General features: G+C 68.5%; 15 protein-coding genes. 10 read left to right on the top strand and 5 right to left on the bottom strand.

What is annotated here, in order from left to right:
- Positions 1–45 precede the first annotated feature (45 nt).
- Complete coding sequence (locus VPH61_RS15315) at positions 46–660, top strand: hypothetical protein (protein WP_332064370.1); 615 nt, start codon at positions 46–48, stop codon at positions 658–660.
- A gap of 65 nt (positions 661–725) precedes the next feature.
- The gene (locus VPH61_RS15310; protein WP_332064369.1) at positions 726–1,253 is read left to right on the top strand and encodes a hypothetical protein; all 528 of its coding nucleotides are present in this window, start codon (positions 726–728) and stop codon (positions 1,251–1,253) included.
- 100 nt (positions 1,254–1,353) lie between these two features.
- Here the strand turns inward: VPH61_RS15310 and VPH61_RS15305 are convergent, their stop codons facing one another.
- Positions 1,354–2,580 carry an MFS transporter gene (locus VPH61_RS15305; RefSeq protein WP_332064368.1) on the bottom strand — a complete coding sequence of 409 codons (1,227 nt, stop codon included), beginning with the start codon at positions 2,578–2,580 and terminating at the stop codon, positions 1,354–1,356.
- 421 nt (positions 2,581–3,001) lie between these two features.
- On the opposite strand from VPH61_RS15305, the gene VPH61_RS15300 reads away from it, so the two are divergent.
- Positions 3,002–4,096: an ROK family protein gene (locus VPH61_RS15300; protein ID WP_332064367.1), complete on the top strand. Its 1,095-nt coding sequence runs from the start codon at positions 3,002–3,004 to the stop codon at positions 4,094–4,096.
- 69 nt (positions 4,097–4,165) lie between these two features.
- On the opposite strand, the gene VPH61_RS15295 is transcribed toward VPH61_RS15300, so the two are convergent.
- Together VPH61_RS15295 and VPH61_RS15290 are read right to left on the bottom strand one after the other, a co-directional pair.
- Positions 4,166–5,230 carry an ABC transporter permease gene (locus VPH61_RS15295; protein WP_332064366.1) on the bottom strand — a complete coding sequence of 355 codons (1,065 nt, stop codon included), beginning with the start codon at positions 5,228–5,230 and terminating at the stop codon, positions 4,166–4,168.
- The gene (locus tag VPH61_RS15290) at positions 5,227–6,744 is read right to left on the bottom strand and encodes a sugar ABC transporter ATP-binding protein (RefSeq protein ID WP_332064365.1); all 1,518 of its coding nucleotides are present in this window, start codon (positions 6,742–6,744) and stop codon (positions 5,227–5,229) included. The genes VPH61_RS15295 and VPH61_RS15290 overlap by 4 nt, the downstream gene beginning before the upstream one ends.
- 231 nt (positions 6,745–6,975) lie before the next feature.
- Between VPH61_RS15290 and VPH61_RS15285 the strand changes: the two genes are divergently transcribed.
- The 5 genes from VPH61_RS15285 (at position 6,976) to VPH61_RS15265 (ending at position 14,016) form a co-directional block, all read left to right on the top strand.
- The gene (locus VPH61_RS15285) at positions 6,976–8,022 is read left to right on the top strand and encodes a substrate-binding domain-containing protein (protein WP_332064364.1); all 1,047 of its coding nucleotides are present in this window, start codon (positions 6,976–6,978) and stop codon (positions 8,020–8,022) included.
- Positions 8,023–8,121: 99 nt separating this feature from the next.
- Complete coding sequence (locus VPH61_RS15280) at positions 8,122–9,279, top strand: Gfo/Idh/MocA family protein (protein ID WP_332064414.1); 1,158 nt, start codon at positions 8,122–8,124, stop codon at positions 9,277–9,279.
- Positions 9,280–9,322: 43 nt separating this feature from the next.
- A complete protein-coding gene (locus tag VPH61_RS15275; protein ID WP_332064363.1) occupies positions 9,323–10,324 on the top strand; it encodes a sugar phosphate isomerase/epimerase family protein in 1,002 nt (333 codons plus the stop codon).
- A gap of 109 nt (positions 10,325–10,433) precedes the next feature.
- Positions 10,434–11,666: an ROK family transcriptional regulator gene (locus VPH61_RS15270; RefSeq protein WP_332064362.1), complete on the top strand. Its 1,233-nt coding sequence runs from the start codon at positions 10,434–10,436 to the stop codon at positions 11,664–11,666.
- Positions 11,667–11,778: 112 nt separating this feature from the next.
- On the top strand, positions 11,779–14,016 hold the full coding sequence (locus tag VPH61_RS15265) for a LuxR C-terminal-related transcriptional regulator (RefSeq protein WP_332064361.1): 2,238 nt from the start codon (positions 11,779–11,781) through the stop codon (positions 14,014–14,016).
- Between the two features lie 75 nt (positions 14,017–14,091).
- Here the strand turns inward: VPH61_RS15265 and VPH61_RS15260 are convergent, their stop codons facing one another.
- Both VPH61_RS15260 and VPH61_RS15255 read right to left on the bottom strand, forming a co-directional pair.
- Entirely contained in the window at positions 14,092–15,537 is a 1,446-nt protein-coding gene (locus tag VPH61_RS15260) for a DUF1254 domain-containing protein (protein ID WP_332064360.1), read from the bottom strand.
- A 130-nt stretch (positions 15,538–15,667) separates the two neighbouring features.
- Positions 15,668–16,048: a winged helix-turn-helix transcriptional regulator gene (locus tag VPH61_RS15255; protein ID WP_332064359.1), complete on the bottom strand. Its 381-nt coding sequence runs from the start codon at positions 16,046–16,048 to the stop codon at positions 15,668–15,670.
- A gap of 102 nt (positions 16,049–16,150) precedes the next feature.
- On the opposite strand from VPH61_RS15255, the gene VPH61_RS15250 reads away from it, so the two are divergent.
- Together VPH61_RS15250 and VPH61_RS15245 are read left to right on the top strand one after the other, a co-directional pair.
- On the top strand, positions 16,151–17,521 hold the full coding sequence (locus VPH61_RS15250) for an MFS transporter (RefSeq protein WP_332064358.1): 1,371 nt from the start codon (positions 16,151–16,153) through the stop codon (positions 17,519–17,521).
- 99 nt (positions 17,522–17,620) lie between these two features.
- A complete protein-coding gene (locus VPH61_RS15245) occupies positions 17,621–19,024 on the top strand; it encodes an APC family permease (RefSeq protein WP_332064357.1) in 1,404 nt (467 codons plus the stop codon).
- Positions 19,025–19,051: the final 27 nt, after the last annotated feature.

The following is a 19,051-nucleotide window of genomic DNA, read 5'->3' as shown; positions in this document are numbered from 1 at the left end:
CGGCTTCCGGCGTCGATGACACCGGCCCACGAGAAGGAGAAGACCATGCGGAGAAGAGAACTGCTCGCCCGATGCGCGCTGGTCGCGGCTGGAGCGGTCGTGCTCGGCAGCGTCGCGACCACGGCGTCCGCCGAGGAGCAGCACGGCGGCGAAGACATCGACGTGTCCGTCGAGATCGCCCGGATCGACGAGCCCGGCGTGCTCGCCCTCACGGTCGCTGGCGGATACGCCGCACTGAGCGAGTCGGGATCCACCCCATCGGTCCGCCAGTTCACGGGGGCTCTGCCCACCGTGACGGTGACCGACACTCGCACCGCCGACGAGATACCCGACGACGCGTACTGGTACGTACTGGGCAGCGCGACTGATTTCGCGGGCGCCGCCGGGCAGCCCTCGATCCCGGCCTCGTTGCTGGGCTGGGTGCCCGCATTGATCGACGGCGGCGATTCCGGCCTGGTGGGCGCCGGCGATCCGGTCGATGGCGAGCTCGATGCCGGACCGGGGTTGGTCGACGTCGAACTCCTCGCGATGGCGGCGGCGTCCGAGGCCATCGTCGACGAGGGCAGTTGGACCGCGACCGCCGACCTGTCGCTGCGTACGCCTGCGACGGTCGAGCCCGGCAACTACACCTCGACGCTGACCCTCTCCCTCTTCGAGTGATGGGCACGGGTTCGACACCGGTCGTGGCGGTCGCCGCGCCCGCCTCGCACCGGAGGGTCGGGGCGATGTTCGTCATGCTGCTCGCGATGGCCTCCGCCATGCTGCTCGGGCTCGGTGTCAGTCCGGCACAGGCGCACGGCGGCCCCATCGAGGGCCAGATCGCCCAAGACGGTGAGGGCGGCATCTACGTCTCGTTCAGTTATGTCGAGGACTCCCACCCCGTCGAGGCGCTCGTCGTCGCGACGGTCGAAGGGCGGTCGGCGAGCGGCGAGGTGCTCGATCCCGTCGTGCTCGTCTCCGCGAGTCAGGGTTCGGGCATCTGGGGAGCGCCCCCCGGCACCTTCCCCGAGGGGGAGTGGGAGGTCACGGTTCGGGTCACCGAGCCGATCGCCTACGAGACGAGCGCACCGCTCGAGATCGTCATGGCCGACGTCGTGGCAGACGACCACGTCGCACCGGCGGCCCAGTCCGACGGCGGGGCGGGGGCTGCGTTCAGCTCCTGGCTCGGTCTGGGGCTCGGCGGCGCCGCGGTCGTGGCGGTCGTCGTGCTCGTGGCGTTGATCGTGCTCCGGAGGTCGCGCGTGTCGGTGTGACGCAGACGGAACCGAGACCGAATCGAAGAGGACGGGGATGCCGCGGCATCCCCGTCCTCTTGCGCGCCGGCACCCTCTCACACACAGTCGTCCCGATCCGTCAGGCGCGAACGGATGCTTCGGCCTCCACGGATCCCGGGCGGCAGGCCAGCACGCCGCCGTAGACGGTGATGGCGAGCGTTGCGATCAGGCCGACGTACACCGGCAGCCAGCTGTCGGTGGCGGTCAGCACCCACCCGACGAAGAGCGGGCCGACGCACGCGACGCCGTAGCCGATTCCCTGCATCGCCCCGGAGAGGAACGTGCCGCCCTCGGGCGTGGTCGAACGTCGATGCACGAGGGCGAGGCAGAGCGGGAAGGTGCTGACCCCGAGCCCGAGGGCCGCGGTCGCCAGCCATGCGAAGGCGGTCGCGTCGACCGCCAGTAGGAGATAGCCGCACGCGAGCAGGGCGGCGCAGACGACCACCACGCTGAACGGGTTGCGCATGCGGAGGGTGAGCCCGGGAACCACGAAGCCGGCGGCGATGCCGAAGGCCGAGAAGAACGCGAGGAGGGCGGCCCCGCCGCCCTCGCCGAGTCCGGCATCGATCGCGATGTTCGGGAGCCACGTGACGATCGTGTAGGTGTGCAGCGCCGTCATGGAGAAGAGGAGGATGAGTCCGCGCACCGGACGGGTTCGCCAGTACCGTCGTCGAGTCCTGGCATCGAGGCGAGCCGGGACGGCGGGGGAGCCTGCGGATGCGCCGGCCCTGAGCGCCGGCATCGCCCACAGGGCGGCCGCGACGGCCAGCGGGGCGGCCCAGATGGCCAGGGCCCATCGCCAGCCGAGGGGCTCCGCGACGGCCACCGAGATGACGGGGGCGACCACCTGGCCGACCTGGAGCAGCACGGCGTACACGCTGCTCAGGGTGCCGAGCTTGGCGGGGAACCAGCGCTTGATCAAGGGGATGGTCAGCACGTTGGCCATTCCGATGCCCGCGAACAGCAGCACGCTCGAGCCGATCAGGAACTCGGTCGACGACGATGCCGATCGCAGGAGCGTGCCGAGCGTCGACAGGGCCAGCGCGAGCACCATCGCGCGCTCGAGACCGATCCGGCGTGCGACGGCCGGGGAGACCAGTCCGAAGACGGCGAAGCAGGCCGTGACGATGGTTCCGATCGCGCCGATCGTCGGTGCGCCGAAGCCGAGCTCGTCGCCGATGCGATCCGCGAGCGGGCTGAAGCCGGTGACACCGGTTCGGAGGTTGAAGGCCGTGAGCGCTACGGCCCCCACGATGAGCCCGACGCGCAACGGCGTGGCAGGCGGGGCGAGCGGGGTGGGGGTCATGGCGATCCTGTTCGTAGGGTCGATCGGTCTGGACGACGCCGAGACGCATGCGTTCTGCTTCGAAGCGCGGTCGGCTTCATCGCGGACCGGCGTGGTTCGCCGTCTCAAGCAGCGTATGGTCATATGGCTGGAGTCACAACATATATACCTGTCCGGCACTCGAGCGCCTTCGGCGCTCCCTCGGGCAATCCGAGTAGCATCGAAGTTCAACCACGTCCTGCCGAATAGTGCCGCAGGCGATCACCTACCTGGAGGTGGGATGAAGGATCCGATCGGAGGCACCTCGCGTGTCGGGTCCCAGGGCAGGAACCTTGAGGACCTGCGTCGGCAGAACCTCAGCGCCGTGCTCTCGCTGCTGCACGCGAATCGCTCGTTGACCCGCGCGGATCTCACGCATGCGACGGGCCTCAACAGATCCACGGTGGCGACGATCGTCACCGAGCTGGACTCGTTGCAACTCGTCACCGTGTCGCAGCCGCTCGATACGAAGCGAGTCGGCCGCCCGAGCACGGTCGTTCGTCCTTCGCAGCGCCACATCGCGGTCGCGGTGTACCCCGATACCGACGCGATCGCCATCGGTGTGGTCGCCCTGGGTGGTGAGGTGCTCCGGGAGTTCCGCTTCGACGTCGAGAGCGCACCGACCGCCGTGCACACCGTCAACACGCTCCAGGCACTGCTCCGCGGACTCGAGCTCTCCGACGGCGGAACCGTCCTGGGCATCGGTATCGGCGTTCCCGGGCTGGTCGACGCACGTGACGGGGTCGTGCGGGTCGCGCCCCACCTGGACTGGCACGACGAACCGCTCGTCGACATGGTCGCCACCGCGACCGGGCTTCCCACGTGGGCGGCGAACGACGCCACATGCGCCGTCGTCGCCGAGGGGCGGTTCGGACAGGGCGTCGACGAAGACAACTTGGTGTACCTGAACGGCGGCGCAGGCGGCATCGGCGGCGGAGCGATCGTCGGTGGGCAGTTGCTCTCGGGTGTCAACGGCTACAGCGGCGAACTCGGTCACATGCTCGTCAACTCCGATGGCGTGCACTGCCATTGCGGTGCGGTCGGATGCCTCGAGACCGAGGTGAACCGCCACGACCTGCTTCGCGTCGTCGGACTTGCCGACGCCGAGGCCGGATTGCTGGAGCAGCGTCTGCGCGACACCTACGGCACGGATCCCGCGGTGACCGCCGCCGTCGATCGGCAACTCGACTTCCTCGGCGTGGGGTTGCGCAACATCGTGAACATCTTCAACCCGGGCACGATCGTGCTCGGCGGGTTCCTGGCCGCGGTGCGGAACGTCACGCAGGAGCGACTGCAGGAGACGGTCGAGCGCTCGGCATTGGCCGGACCCTCGTCAGAGGTGAGGATCGTGTCGTCGAGCCTCGACGACAACGTGCTCATCGGCGCGGGCGAGCTCGTCTTCCGCACGATCCTCCGCGACCCGGCGTCGGTGTCGACCTCGGTGTCGTCGGCCGGCTCCGAGTCCGACAGCGAGGCGCGGCGGGTCGCCGCGAGCTGACGCGCCCCTGCCGTCCGATTCGCAGGAACCGGACGGCAGGAATGGGCGGGGCGACGGCGCTGAGACGCGCTATTCCCGGCTCCCGGCCGGCTTCGCGAACCGCTGCTGCAGCAGCACGGCGACGACGATGATGACGCCCTTCGCGACGGCCTGGACCGACGACGAGAGGTTGTTCTGCACGAACACGTTGGTCAACGTGGCGAAGATCAGCACACCGAACACGGTTCCGGTGATCGTGCCTCGGCCGCCGATGAGCAGCGTGCCGCCGACCACGACGGCGGCGATCGCGTCGAGTTCGTAGAGCGTGCCGTGCGTCGACGTTCCGGCGGTCGTGCGGCCGATCATCATGACGGCGGCGATGCCGGCGCACAGGCCGGCGATGGCGTACAGCCACATCGTGTGGCGCTTCACGTCGATGCCGGCCAGGCGTGCTGCCTCGCCGTTGCCGCCGATGGCGACCGTGCGGCGACCGAACGTGGTGCGGTTCAGGATCAGCCACCCGGCCACGGCGACGACGGCGAAGATCCAGATGAGGATGTCGACGCCGAGGAGGTCCGCGTTCATGAAGTCGATGAAGTCGCGGCTCCCGATCACGAGCGTGCGCCGCTCGGCCAGGATCTCGGCGAGCCCTCGAGCAGCGACGAGCATCGCGAGCGTCGCCATGAAGGCGACGACCTTGCCGTATGCGATCACGATGCCGTTCATGAGGCCGGCCACGAGTCCGACGGCGAGGGCGATCGCGATCATCACGACCCAGTGCGACTGGTCGGCGAGGTTCTGCACCGCGGCCAGCGTCGCAGCGATCGAGGCGAGGCCCATCACCGAGCCGACCGAGAGGTCGATGCCGCCGGCGATGATGACGAGCGTCATGCCGACGCTGATGACGCCGATGATCGAGGCCTGGCGCAGGATGGTCAGCATGTTCGAGACCTGGAAGAAGTCGTCACCGGCGGTGATCGCGCCGACGACGATGATGAGCGCCAGCGCGAGCACGAGCCCGGCGTTGCGACCCACCGGGCCGCCGAGCAGGCGCCTGGCCGACGAGGGCGGTTCTGTCACGACGACCGAACTGGTGGTGCCGGTGGGGTCGGAGGGGGCGATGACTTCAGCGCCGGGGGTGATCTGCTCGCTCACGCGGCAGCTCCTTTCATGACCAGTTCGAGCACGCCGTGCTCGTCGATTTCGGAGGCGGGGAGGGTGTCGAGCACGCGGCCGTCGGCGATGACGAGCACGGTGTCGGCGAGGCCGAGCACCTCCTCGATCTCACTGGAGACGACGACGATGGCGTTGCCCGCGGCTGCGAGGCGGCGGATGAGGGCGTAGATCTCGGCGCGGGCGCCGACGTCGACGCCCCGTGTGGGTTCGTCCAGCAGGAGCACGCGGGTGCCGTGCACGAGCCAGCGGGCGAGCAGGATCTTCTGCTGGTTTCCGCCGGAAAGGGTGGCTGCCGCCCGGTCGGGGTCGGCAGGCCGCAGTTCGAGCGCCTCGATCTGCTCCGAAGCCGCCTTGCGCTCGGCGCGCGTATCGAGCCATCCGGCACGGGAGAAGCGCGAGATCGACGAGAGCGTCACGTTGACGTAGATCGGCTCCTCGAGCACGAGCCCCTGGCTCTTGCGCTCCTCGGGCGAGAGGCCCATGCCCGCTGCGACAGCGGCGACGACGGATCCGCGGCGGAGCGGCGCGCCCGCGACAGCCACGCTGCCCCGCGAAGACTTGCGCGCGCCGTAGACGGTCTCGAGGATCTCGGACCGCCCGGAGCCCACGAGGCCTGCGAGGCCGACGATCTCGCCCGCCCGCACCGAGAAGGAGACGTCGGAGAAGACGCCCGGCAACTCGAGGCTCTCGACCTCGAGCATGACCGGTGCATCGGCCGGGAACGGAACCGCCGGCGGGAAGACGTTCTCGACGTTCCGGCCCGTCATGAGCCGGATGAGCTCGGTCGTCGGCGTTTCCGCGACCGCGAGCCCGTGAGCCATGCTGCGGCCGTCCTTGATGACGGTGATCCGGTCGCCGATCTGGCGGATCTCCTCCAGACGGTGGGTGATGTAGACCACCGCGATGCCGGCGTTCGTGAGTTCGCGAACCACGGCGAAGAGGTTCTTCACCTCCTCGGAGTCGAGCACGGCGCTCGGCTCGTCCATGATGATCAACTTGATGTCGTGCGAGAGGGCACGCGCCATGCTCACGATCTGCTTGTTGGCTGCGCTGAGCGATCCGACCTCGGTGTTCGGCGAGATCGATCCGTGCCCCAGTCGTTCCATGAGCTCGCGGGCGCGCCGGTGCGTCTGGCCCCGGCGCGTGAACCCGGCCTTGGCGAACTCGTGGCCCAGGAAGATGTTCTCGGCGACCGTGAGCCCGTCGACGACATCGAGTTCCTGGTACATGGTCGCGATGCCGAGTTCGAGGGCCGCCTGCGGGTCGGGGATCGAGACGGAGCTGCCGAGCCAGAGGATCTCGCCCCCGTCGGGCTGGTGGACGCCAGCGAGGGTCTTGATGAGCGTGGACTTGCCCGCACCGTTCTGGCCGAGGATGCAGTGGACCTCGCCGGCCCGGATCTCCAGCGTCACGTCTTTCAGGGCGCGCACGCCGCCGAAGGACTTCTGCAGGCCGCGGGCGTCGAGCAACACGGGATGGTCGACTTTGATCATGGTCGCAACATATCAGACGGTGCGCACCACCGAAATCCCCCAAAACGCGCACCGACGCGGACCGCGCGCGAGGACTGACTGGCGTCGAAATTACTTGTGGACAGCAAAAGAGCAGGTTGGTATGGTGCGAACGGCGTTATTTGATGTGACTCAGAACAAACGTCGAATCGGCGATGCCGATCCCGCATCGTCGCGCGATCACAGAGCAATGCACCTCAAAGGAGAGAACTCATGGCACGGAAACACACGCTCGCGAAGCGCGCGCTGTTCGGTGTGGGGGCGTCCGTCCTCGCCATCGGACTCCTCGCGTCCTGCACCGGCGGAGGCGTCGACGAGAACGTCACCGAGCAGGGCACCAGCAGCGAGGAGAACGCGGCCTCGGGCGACAGCGTCGTCATCGGATTCTCGGGTCCGGCCGCCGACCACGGCTGGCTCGGAGCGATCAACTCCGGGGCGCAGGCAGCGGCGGAGGGCTTCGACGACGTCGAGCTGCAGATGGCCGAGGGCACGAACGACGCCAACGCGCAGATCGCCGCCGTCGAGACCTTCATCAACGAGGGCGTCGACGCCATCGTGCTGCTCCCGAGCGACGGGGCGGCACTCACCGAGGTCGCGATCAAGGCGATGGATGCCGGGATCCCGGTCATCAACGTCGACCGCGAGTTCTCGAGCCCCTTCGCCGCACGAACCACGGTGCTCGGCGACAACTACGGCATGGGCGTCTCCGCGGGCACCTACATCTGCGAGCAGCTCGCAGGCAACGACGATGCGGTCGTCGCGGAGATCGCCGGCATCGACTCGCTGCCGCTCACCCAGGACCGTTCGGAGGGCTTCGCCGACGCGCTCGACGACTGCGGCCTCGAGGTCTCGGCCCGCGTGGCCGCGGACTTCACCGTGCAGGGCGGGGAATCCGCGACCTCGCAGCTGCTCTCGGCGAACCCGAAGATCGATGCCATCTGGAACCACGACGACGACCAGGGCATCGGCGTGCTCGCGGCGATCGACGCGGCCGGTCGTGACGAGTTCTTCATGGTCGGCGGCGCCGGTTCGAAGAACGCGATGGAGGCCATCAAAGCCGACGACGGCGTGCTGAAGGCGACCATCATCTACCCGTCGACGCAGGCCGCCGACGGCATCGCGCTCGCCCGCCTGATCGCGCAGGGCAAGACGATGAGCGACCTGATCACGCCCAGCGTGCCCACCCGCATCGTCCTCGATGCCCCCGTGGTCACGAAGGACAACGTCGACGAGTACATCGATCTCGCGTTCGACTCGTGATCCGATGACCGGGGTGCCCGGCTTCCACGCCGGGCACTCCGGCACCCGATTCGGCAGACCAGAGAAAGGGGCGACATGCCCGACACACTCCGCGTAGCGATGATCGGCGCGGGATTCATGGGCGCCGCGCATTCCCAAGGATGGCGCGTCGCCCCCAGATTCTTCGATCTCCCCGTGCAGCCCACCATGCAGGTCCTGGCCGGGCGCGACCTCGCGTCGGTCGAGCGAACCGCTCAGAAGTGGGGATGGGCCGAGGCCTCCGACGACTGGCGCGAGGTGATCGCCCGTGACGACATCGACCTCGTCGACATCGTCACCCCGGGCGACACGCACGCCGAGATCGCGATCGCCGCGCTCGAGGCCGGCAAGCACGTGCTCTGCGAGAAGCCCCTCGCGAACACCGTCGACGAGGCGCAGGCGATGGCCGACGCCGCCGCTCGAGCGGCTGAGCGCGGCATCCGGGCCATGGTCGGCTTCACCTACCGGCGAGTGCCCGCCGTGACGCTGGCACGCGATCTCGTCGCAGCCGGCCGCATCGGCGACGTGCGCCAAGTGCGCGCCGCCTACCGTCAGGACTGGCTCCGCGACGAGAGCGGGCCCATGACCTGGAGGCTCGAGAAGCACCGCGCCGGCTCGGGGGCGCTCGGTGACATCGGCGCCCACGCCGTCGACCTCGCCGAGTACATCACCGGGCTGCGACTCGAGCGGGTCTCGGGCGTCCTGGAGACCGTCGTCGCCGAGCGACCGCTGCTCGGGGAGCGCATCGGGCTCTCGGGCACGGCCTCGGAGGAGGTCGGCACCGTGACGGTCGACGACGTCGCGATCTTCACCGGAAGATTCAGCTCAGCGGCAGGCTTCGCACCCATCGGCACGTTCGAGGCGACCCGATTCGCAACCGGGCGCAAGAACTCGCTGACGATCGAGGTCTCCGGATCCCGCGGCGCGATCGCCTTCGACATCGAGCGACTCAACGAGCTCGAGTTCTACGACGCGGGCGACCCCGACCTCGAACAGGGATTCCGCACCATCCTGGCCACCGAGCCCGGACACCCCTACATGGCGGCGTGGTGGCCCGCCGGGCACATGCTCGGATACGAGCACGGCTTCTCGCACCAGGTCGTCGAACTGGTCACGTCGATCGCGGACGGGGTGGCGCCGAGCCCCTCGTTCTCTGACGGCCTGCACCTCCAACGCGTGCTCGACGCCGTCGAGCGCAGTTCGGCGGGCGACGCGGCCTGGACGACGGTCGAGCGATGACGAGCACCAGCACACCCACGCACTGAAACAAGGAGCAAGCGCAATGACGCGACCGATCACGTTGTTCACCGGCCAGTGGGCCGACCTGCCGTTCGAGGACGTCGCCCGCATGGCGGGCGAATGGGGGTACGACGGCCTGGAGATCGCCTGTTGGGGCGATCACCTCGATGTCTCGAGGTGGGACGACGACGCCTACGTCCAGAGCCGCAAGGACATCCTCGAGCGGAACGGACTGACCGTCTTCGCGATCTCGAACCACCTCACCGGGCAGGCCGTCTGCGATGATCCGATCGATGAGCGTCACCGCGACATCCTCAGCGACCGGGTCTGGGGCGACGGCGACCCGGAGGGCGTGCGCCAGCGCGCTGCGGAGGACATGAAGGACACCGCGCGCTTCGCCGCGAAGCTCGGAGTGCGCACCGTCAACGGGTTCACCGGGTCGTCCATCTGGAAGGGCGTGGCCATGTTCCCGCCCGCATCCGACGAGTGGATCGACGCCGGCTACCGCGACTTCGCCGACCGCTGGAACCCGATCCTCGACGTCTTCGAGGAGGTCGGCGTGCGATTCGCGCTCGAGGTGCATCCCTCCGAGATCGCCTACGACTACTGGACCGCGAAGCGCGCACTCGAGGCGATCGGCGATCGGCCGAGCTTCGGGTTCAACTTCGATCCGTCGCACTTCGTGTGGCAGCAGCTCGACAGCGTCGCGTTCGTGCTCGACTTCGCCGACCACATCTTCCACGTGCACGTCAAGGAGTCGGTGACCAACCTCGACGGCCGCAACGGCGTGCTCGGGTCGCACCTGCCATGGGCGAACCCCCGGCGAGGATGGACCTTCGTGTCCACCGGGCACGGGGCAGTGCCGTGGGAGCCCGTGTTCCGTGCGTTGAACGCGATCGGCTACGACGGCCCGACCAGCGTGGAATGGGAGGACGCGGGCATGGACCGGTTGCAGGGCGCTCCGGAGGCGCTCGCCTTCGTGCGTCGGCTCAACGCGATCACGCCACCGGCCGCCGCCTTCGATGCGGCCTTCGCCAGCAACTGATTCGCCGGGGCGAGAGGCTCCGCCGTGACGGTGTGAGCCTCCGCCGCGGCGCGCCGCAGCTCACTTCGCCGGGATGCGCGCCGCTTCGCCGCGAGAGGAAAGGGAGGTCATGGACGGATCGAGCACGCCCGGAACGAGTTCGACGCTCGGATCGACGATCGACGACCTCCGGCGACAGAACCTGGCACAGGTGCTCAGGCTGGTGCACCGGGACGGCCCCATGTCGCGGTCCGAGATCACGAGGGCGACCGGGCTGAACCGGTCGACGATCGGCGGGCTGGTGACCGACCTCTCCCATCGAGGGCTCGTGGTCGAGAATGCCGCGCCGACGGCTCGCAAGGTCGGGCGTCCGAGTCCATCGGTCGCGGCGTCCGACCAGGCGACCGCCATCGCCGTCAACCCCGAGGTGGATGCCATCGACATGGCGCTCGTCGGCCTCAGCGGCCGCGTGCTGCACCGGGTCAGGTACCAGAACGAGCGCACCCCGACGGTGGGGGAGTTCATCAACGTCGTCAGCGCGATCATCGAGGGGATGCGTCCCGCGTTCGGCGACGTCACGGTGCTGGGCATCGGCGTCGCGCTGCCGGGCCTCGTCCGCGAGGTCGACGGGTCGGTCATCCTGGCGCCGCACCTCGGCTGGCGGGACGCGCCGATCGCACAGCTCGTCGAGGAGGCGACCGGAATGCGGGCGATCGTCGGCAACGACGCGAACTGCGGCGTCGTCGCCGAGAGCACCTTCGGCGCCGGGCGCGGCGAGGGCGTGATCGTCTACCTCAACGGCGGCGCGAGCGGTATCGGCGGCGGCATCGTCATCAACGGCAGGCTCGTCGTCGGTGAGGGAGGGAACGCGGGCGAATTCGGGCACACGGCGGTCTCGACCCAGGGGCGACGGTGCCACTGCGGGGCGACCGGATGCCTCGAGACCGAGGTGCGCCGCGACCGGTTCGTCGAGGCCGCAGGGCTCGGCGACGTCGAACTCGGCGCCCTGCAGGCGGCGATGGCCGTGGCGTGGCTCGACCCCGACAGTGCGGGGGCGAGGGAGATCGACCGCCAGGTGAGCCGCCTGGCCGTCGCGCTCCGATCGATCGTCAACATCTTCAACCCGCGCACCGTCATCCTCGGCGGACACCTCGCTCACCTCCTCGCCGTCGTCGGCGAGCACGAGTTCCATCGACGGATCGCCCCGACCCTGCCGGGTGAGGGGAGCGAGCCCGAGATCATCGGCGCGCAGCTCGACGACGAACTCCTCCTCATCGGCGCGGCGGAGCTGGTCTTCGCTGAGGCGCTCGGCGACCCGACCGTGATGCCGACGCGGGCCGTTGCGCCGGCGCTCGTGCAGTGATCCTTCGCAGGTCTGCCGTTCGCAGCCGAGGAACGATGTCGCAGCGGTGACCGTGCGCGGAACACCGGTGCGTCGACGTCTGCTGCGATCTCGCGCCCCATATGATGCGACGGTGATTGAGGGGAATCCGGAGTCGGTTGCGTCACGACTCGATCTGCAGCAACTCCTGCTCAGGGGAAAGATCCGCGTACCGACGCGGGCCGGCGGAGGCGTGAGCCGGCGCGAGCTCATCGAGAACGCGCGCGCGAGCGATGCACGTGTGGTGGGAGTCACCGCGCCTGCCGGGTACGGCAAGTCCACGATGCTCGCGGAATGGGCGGAGATCGAGGATCGCCCCGTCGCGTGGGCCTCGATCGACCGGCTCGATGACGAACCCGCGACGCTGCTGTCGCTCCTGGCATCGGCGTGTTCGACGATCTCCACGCACGCGGCGGCGGTCATGCTCGAGATGCGAGGGGTCGGAGCATCAACGCTCGGAAGATCGGCACCGCTGCTGGCCGCCGCCCTCAGGAACACCCCCGATCCGTTCGTCCTGCTCGTCGACGATCTCCACCTCGCGATTTCGCTGAGCTGTCAGGACGCCTTGGAGATCGTGCTGACCGGCGTCCCGGAGGGCTCCCAGATCGTGCTGGCGAGCCGGCACGAACAACCGCATCTCGCCCGCTTGCGGGCGAACGGGGATGCCGTCGAGATCGGAGCCGCTGAACTCAGAATCGGAGTCGAGGGTGCGCGCACCATCTTCGAACGAGTTCGCATCGACGTGGATGAGGAACGACTCGCCGACGTCGTGGAGCGATGCGAGGGCTGGCCGACCGGGGTGTTCCTCTGCGCGTTGGTGGCGCGATCAGGCGGCGAGGCGCTTGCAATCACCGGCGATGATCGGTTCATCGCCGACTACCTCTACCGCGAGTGCGTCGGGCAGCTGTCCGATGAGTTGCAGCGATTCCTGCGCCGGACGGCGGTGCTCGAGCAGCTCTCGGGTGCCGTCTGCGACGCGGTGCTCGAGACGACGAACTCCGCCGCGGTCCTCCGCGAACTGGAGTCCCTCAACCTCTTCCTCATCCCGCTCGATCGCCGACGAGGTTGGTATCGGTACCACGCGCTGTTCCGCGAATTCCTCCTCGCCGAGTTGCAGGTGGTCGAGGCATCCGAGGTCGATGGCCTGCATCTGCGCGCAGCCAGCTGGCTCGAGACCAACGGGCTCCCAGCTCACGCCATCGAGCATCTGCTGGCGGGAGGGGATCGTGATCGTTCTGCGCGTCTCGTCGCACGGCTCGCCCTGCCGATGTACCAGTCGGGGCAGGTAGCGGTGGTGGAGCGATGGATCTCGGCACTCGGCGATGCCGTGGTCGAGACGTATCCTCCGTTGGTCGTCATGGCGGCGTGGAAGAGCGTCCTGCTGGGTGCGACGGCAGATGCGGAACGCTGGATGCAGACACTGGAGCGGATCGACTGGGTCGACGCGTCGGATGACGAACGACGGACGCTGGATTCCTCTCGCGCGATGCTGCGTGCCGCGATCTGCGCAGACGGGCCCGAGCGGGCGTTGGCGGATGCCGCGTTCGCGGTGGCGAACGAGCCGTCATGGGGGCCGTGGCGTGCGTTGGCGCTGCAGCTCCACGGGTCGATCTGTCTGCTCGTCGGCGACGTGGAGTCCGCCCGCGACGCCTTCGCGGAGACATCCGCTCTCGCACCGACCTCGGGCAATACCGGTGCGCTGCTCATCGCCGAGGCGGAGTCGGCGATCCTCGCGGTCGAAGCCGGACATTGGCGGGTCGCGGACGAGCGCGCTCGGGTCGCGTTGGATGCGATCGACGCGAACCACATGGAGGGCTACTCCACGTCTGCCCTGGCCCTCGCCGTTGCGGCCCGGATCGCGATCCACGTCGGCGAGCGGGCTCGGGCGGAACGATATCTGGCACGTGCGATGCGCGCGCGAGTCCAGTGCACCTTCGTGCTCCCGTTCATCTCGCTGAAGGTGCGTCTGCAGCTCGCGAAGGCGTTCGTCGAGATCGGCGATCACGTCACCGCGCGGCACCTGATGCGCGAGATGCAGGAGTTGCTTCGCAGGCGCCCGAACCTCGGAGTCCTCGGTGAGGAGATCGAAGCGTTGCAGCTTCGGCTCGATCGCATGTCGGGCTGGAGCGGCGCGATCCCGCTCACACCGGCCGAACTCCGACTGCTGCCGTACCTGCAGACGCACCTGACGATCGGAGAGATCGGTACCCGACTGTTCATCTCGAGGAACACGGTCAGCTCCGAGGTCGGCTCGATCTATCGAAAGTTGAACGCGACCACGAGGAGTGCGGCCGTCGACCGCGCGATCGCCGTCGGCCTGCTCGGCGACTGACCGTCGCCGACCGCCGCCCCGAGCACGGTCGACCCGCAGCTGCTCGTCATGACTGCCGGATGCCGCGGGCCGCCGTCATGGCCGTGCCCGCACGAACTCCGGCAGCTGCCACGACAGGTCGAACCACGTCTCGAGCGGGCCATACAGGCGAAGCAGCGGCCACCACGACTTGCCCGGCAACGTGGGGATCCAGTTGGACTCCTTGCCCGCGGGCACGGTCGGGGCGAACCACAGCACATACGACCCGTCGGCCTCGACCTGCAGGTCTCCGGTCAGGCTCGACACCGCGGGATACTCGGCTGACTGCAGGAGCGATCGCGTCTGGGTGTCGTAGATGTCGATCGACCAGAAGTTCTTGGCCGGCGGGTTCGCGGGAATCGTCAGCGAGTAGGTGGCGGCACCGTCGAGCGGAGCGCCCTCGGAGTCCTCCGCAGTGTAGATGTAGGCGGACCCGGCCCCGACCTGCGCATGCGCCATGGCGGGCGTGATGACCGTCGCCGCGTAGTGGAAGAGCGTGCGAGCGTCGAGGTTGCGCGCGCCGTCGTTCAGGAACTCGTAGCTGCCGCCCACGAAGCCGTTCTTCCACGACGAACCCTCCCAGCGGAAGGAATCGGCGTTGCGGGCAGCGTAGAGATTGGCACGTGCCATCGCCGCACCGGTGCGCGCCGCGTCGTCGAGGATGCCGCGGAGCCGCTCGTCGGGAGCGAAGGGCCTCGCATGAGCGATGCCGAGTGAGGCGAGGGCGCCGGCCCGCTCGGGGTCGAGTGCGTCGGTCGGTTCTTCGGCGACGAGTTCGGCGATCTCTTCGAAGAACGAGAAATCGTTGGAGTGGACGGTGTTGAACGACTGCTCGCCGATGTTCACGAAGGTGTTCTCGGGAGCGGCCTCGGCATCACCGAGCCGGTAGATGCGCGACTGCTTGATGGCGGCGACGCCGCCGAGCGCTCGGATCACGACGAAGTTCGTGAAGGTCGGGCTCTCGTACGTGTGGTAGCCGTCGGGCCGTTCACCGTCGTATCCCGGCGGCAGGAAGAGGTAGCTGCCGCCGGCGCCCTGATCGGGTCCCGCGATCCCCATGTCGGCGACATAGCGGAACCAGAAGTCGTCGACGACGCAGAGCGACTGCGGCGGCACCTCGATGACCGTAGGCCCCCATGTCTTCAGGTCGAGGAACGTCAGGCCGTACGTGGTCTCGGTGTTCGGCGTGAGGAAGATGGGCGTCGACGTGCACCTCGGGTCGGTGTAGCCGATCTTGTCGGGGGAGTCGACACCTGCGGCACGCAGCCCGCGTCGCATGGCGACGAGCGATGCGCCGGGAACCGTGTCGAGGAACGCGGTGATGCCGCGAACGAGGTCGAGGCCGTCGAAGATGGGCTGGACCGACTCGGGCTTCGGCACGCCGTCGAAGAACTCGAACTCGCCGAACGGCGTCGACAGTCGGTCGGGCGTCGAGACGTGCGCCACCTCCTCAGCGAGTTGTTCCGTCGTCAGTCCGGCTCGGATTGTGTGTTCGATCGTCATGTTCAGCCCCCATCGTCGTTCGTTACCAGACGATCGTCGCAGCGGAGAGGGAGGAGCCCATCATGCGGATCGCATGAGCCTCATGAATTGCTCCAGCCCTTCGCCAGACCCTTCGGAGCCGCACCGGACTTCAATCCGACGGGGTCGAAACCCGGTCAGGCGTTGAGCGCTGCTGTTCCGCATACTGCGTGCCCCAGCGTGTCAGCTCGCCGAGCAGCGGGGTCGCGCTGACTCCGAGTTCGCTCAGCCGGTACTCGACCTTCGGCGGCACTTGTCGGTACACCGTGCGCGTGATGAGGCCGTCCTCCTCGAGCTCGCGCAGCTGGCGGGTGAGCACGCGCGACGTCGGATCCTGAAGGAGCCGGCCGAGTTCGCCGAATCGCAGAACCTCGTGCTCGTCGAGGAGGGTGAGGATGCTCGGCTTCCAGGCCCCGCCGAGCACGGCGATCGACACCTCGGCGTCACATGAATCGGACCACTCGCGGACGATCCGTTCCGTCTTCTCCCTCATGGAGAGCTCCCTCCTGTCGGCCGTTGACAGTATCCAATTGGTAAGTACGTGACAATTCTGTCGGTACTTGCACCTTCTGTCTGTACTTTACAGACTCGTGATGTGACCTCACCAACCGCCATCATCGATTCGCGCTCGACCCTCCGCCTCTGGCTCGCGATGGTCCCATTGCTTCTCGGAATCCTCATCGGCGCGCTCGCGATCAGCAGCGTCTCCACCGCTCTTCCCCGAATACGTGCCGATCTGGCCTTCACCGATACCGAGGGGCTCTGGTTCGTCGACATCTACTCGCTCTCGCTGGCCGCAACCCTCATCGTCGCCGCGCGGATCGGCGACGCGTTCGGTCGGAAGCGGATCGTCCTCGTCGGCCTCGCGGGATTCGCGGTGCTCAACGCGGTCGGAGGCCTCGCCGACAACGGGACCCTGCTCATCGTCATCCGCGGGCTGCTCGGAGTCGCCGAAGCGTTCGTCGTCGCCGGAGTGGTCGCCACGATCGGCGCCAACTACCAGGCCAGGGAGCGCGTGCTCGCGTACGGACTGTGGACGGCGACCTTCGGCGTCGGAAGCGCACTCGGTCCCGTCCTCGGCGGGCTGCTCTCGGACGGACCGGGGTGGCGCTGGCTGCTGCTGGGGAGCGTGCCGCTTGCGGTGCTCGCCGGGGTTCTCACGTTCTGGTTGGTCCCGGACTCGCGCAGTTCCCGACCGCAGTCCTGGGACATCCCGAGCATCGTCTCCTCGATCGTCGCGCTCGGCGCCCTCACTTTCGCGCTGCACGAGGCACTCGCGGCGCCGGTGTCCGCCGCGGTCGCCGGTGCGATCGCCGTCGTGAGTCTCGTCTTCTTCGTCGCCAGGCAACGACGGCTGAGCGAACCGCTCATCGACATGAGACTGTTCGGGCTGCCGGGGTTCAGCCCTGCCATCGTTCGAGTGCTCATCGCCAGCGGCGTCGCGTCCGCGTCCGTCCTGCTCGTGAGCCTGCATCTGCAGGACACGAGGGGCCAGAGCGCCGCGGATGCCGGACTCGCGATCCTGCCCCAGGCGGCGGCGATCGCGATCGGAGGGGTGGTCGCGCCGATCGCGCTTCGCTGGTTGCGCGCACAGACACTCACCGTCGTAGCGCTTCTCCTGCAGGCCGTCGGTATGGGATGGCTCGTCATGGACCCGGAGCTCGTCGCCGTGCCACTGGCGTGCGTCGGCCTCGGATTCGGCATCGCGGGAACGCTTGCGGCGACGGCGTTGTTCGACGCGACCACCGAGGACGACGCCGGCCAGGTCGGCGCGATCCAGGAGGTCGGCTTCGCGCTCGGCGGCGGGCTCGGCATCGCCATCCTCGGGACGATCGCTGCGGTCTCGGGCGGCGGATTCGCCGCCGCTGTTCTCGTCGCGGCGATCGCGCTCGTCGCCGCGGCGATCCTCCCACTCGTTCGCCGCCGGACAGCGAGCGGTGCGCCGGCAACGCCAGGGGACTCCTGACCACGCGCGCCGGTTCCTCGCACGGCCGCGTTCGGGCGTGCGATGGGTTGAGTTGGCGCGCCGGATGTGGTCGGCTGGGGTCGGGGGAAGGGGTGCGACATGAATGACGACCCGTCGTGGACGAAAGTCGTGCAGGTCGCCGAGCCGGAGCGTCCCGAACTCAAACGGGTGCTGGGGCCGGGACTCCTGCTCCTGTTCATCGTCGGCGACATCCTGGGCACGGGCATCTACGCCCTCACGGGTCAGGTCGCCGCGGAGGTCGGCGGGGCCGCGTGGCTGCCGTTCCTCCTCGCGTTCGCGGTGGCGACCGTGACCGCGTTCTCCTACCTCGAACTCGTCACGAAGTACCCGCAGGCCGCCGGCGCAGCGCTCTACACGCACAAGGCGTTCGGCATCCACTTCTTCACGTTCATCGTGTGCTTCATCGTGATGACCTCGGGCATCACCTCGGCATCGACGGCCTCGCGCGCATTCGCCGCGAATCTCCTGGTCGCCTTCGGTATTCCGGATGCCGCGGTGACGACGATGCTCATCGCGCTCGCGTTCATCGTGCTCATCATGCTCGTGAACCTGCGCGGCGTGAGTGAGAGCGTATGGCTGAACGTCTTCCTGACGCTCGTCGAGCTGTCGGGTCTGCTGCTCGTGATCCTCATCGGCATGTGGGCGATCGCCGGCGGCAACGCCGACTGGTCGCGCGTCGTCGCCTTCGAGACGCCGGAGGACAAGGGTGTGCTGCTCGCGGTCAGCACCGCGACATCCCTCGCGTTCTTCGCCATGGTCGGCTTCGAGGATTCGGTGAACATGGCCGAGGAGACGAAGGACCCGAGCCGCATCTTCCCGAAGATGATGCTGAGCGGGCTCGGCATCGCCGCGGTGATCTACGTGCTGGTGTCGATCACCGTGGTCGCGCTCGTGCCGATCGGCGATCTCGTCGGCAGCGAGACGCCGCTCGTGACCGCGGTCGAGGCCGCAGCGCCCGGGTTCCCGATCAACGACCTGCTGCCGTTCATCTCCATGTTCGCGGTCGCCAACACCGCACTGATCAACATGATGATGGCGAGCCGCCTGCTCTACGGCATGAGTCGGCAGCAGGTGCTGCCGCCGTTCCTCGGCAAGGTCGCCCCGAAACGGCAGACGCCCTGGGCGGCGATCCTCTTCACGAGTGCGCTCGCCATCGGCCTCATCGTGTACGTCTCGCTCGACGCCGAGGGCTCGATCGTCGCGCTGCTCGGCGGTACGACGTCGCTCCTGCTGCTGACGGTGTTCGCGATCGTCAACGTCACGGTGCTGGTGCTGCGGCGGCAGCCGGTCGAGCACGGGCACTTCCGCACTCCCACCGTCCTGCCGATCATCGGCGCCATCACCTGCCTGTACCTGGTGTTCCCGTGGACGTCGGGCCGGCCCGCCGGCCAGTACGGCATCGCGCTCGCGCTGCTCGCGATCGGTGTCGTGCTGTGGATCGTGGAGCGCGTGTACACGGCTTCGCGACGCCGTCGCGTCTGACGCCTCTCTCGCCGAGCTCGGGTCGGC

It is taken from the genome of Agromyces sp. CCNWLW203 (assembly GCF_036576125.1).
GTDB lineage: Bacteria > Actinomycetota > Actinomycetes > Actinomycetales > Microbacteriaceae > Agromyces.
This window is presented reverse-complemented; position numbering and strand designations above follow the sequence as displayed.

Excerpts from the sequence above, each read along its gene's own strand:
- VPH61_RS15315 (WP_332064370.1), top strand. The coding sequence starts at position 46 with ATGCGGAGAAGAGAACTGCTCGCCCGATGCGCGCTGGTCGCGGCTGGA.
- VPH61_RS15310 (WP_332064369.1), top strand. The coding sequence starts at position 726 with ATGTTCGTCATGCTGCTCGCGATGGCCTCCGCCATGCTGCTCGGGCTC.
- VPH61_RS15305 (WP_332064368.1), bottom strand. The coding sequence starts at position 2,580 with ATGACCCCCACCCCGCTCGCCCCGCCTGCCACGCCGTTGCGCGTCGGG.
- VPH61_RS15290 (WP_332064365.1), bottom strand. The coding sequence starts at position 6,744 with ATGATCAAAGTCGACCATCCCGTGTTGCTCGACGCCCGCGGCCTGCAG.
- VPH61_RS15285 (WP_332064364.1), top strand. The coding sequence starts at position 6,976 with ATGGCACGGAAACACACGCTCGCGAAGCGCGCGCTGTTCGGTGTGGGG.
- VPH61_RS15280 (WP_332064414.1), top strand. The coding sequence starts at position 8,122 with ATGATCGGCGCGGGATTCATGGGCGCCGCGCATTCCCAAGGATGGCGC.
- VPH61_RS15275 (WP_332064363.1), top strand. The coding sequence starts at position 9,323 with ATGACGCGACCGATCACGTTGTTCACCGGCCAGTGGGCCGACCTGCCG.
- VPH61_RS15270 (WP_332064362.1), top strand. The coding sequence starts at position 10,434 with ATGGACGGATCGAGCACGCCCGGAACGAGTTCGACGCTCGGATCGACG.
- VPH61_RS15260 (WP_332064360.1), bottom strand. The coding sequence starts at position 15,537 with ATGACGATCGAACACACAATCCGAGCCGGACTGACGACGGAACAACTC.
- VPH61_RS15255 (WP_332064359.1), bottom strand. The coding sequence starts at position 16,048 with ATGAGGGAGAAGACGGAACGGATCGTCCGCGAGTGGTCCGATTCATGT.
- VPH61_RS15245 (WP_332064357.1), top strand. The coding sequence starts at position 17,621 with ATGAATGACGACCCGTCGTGGACGAAAGTCGTGCAGGTCGCCGAGCCG.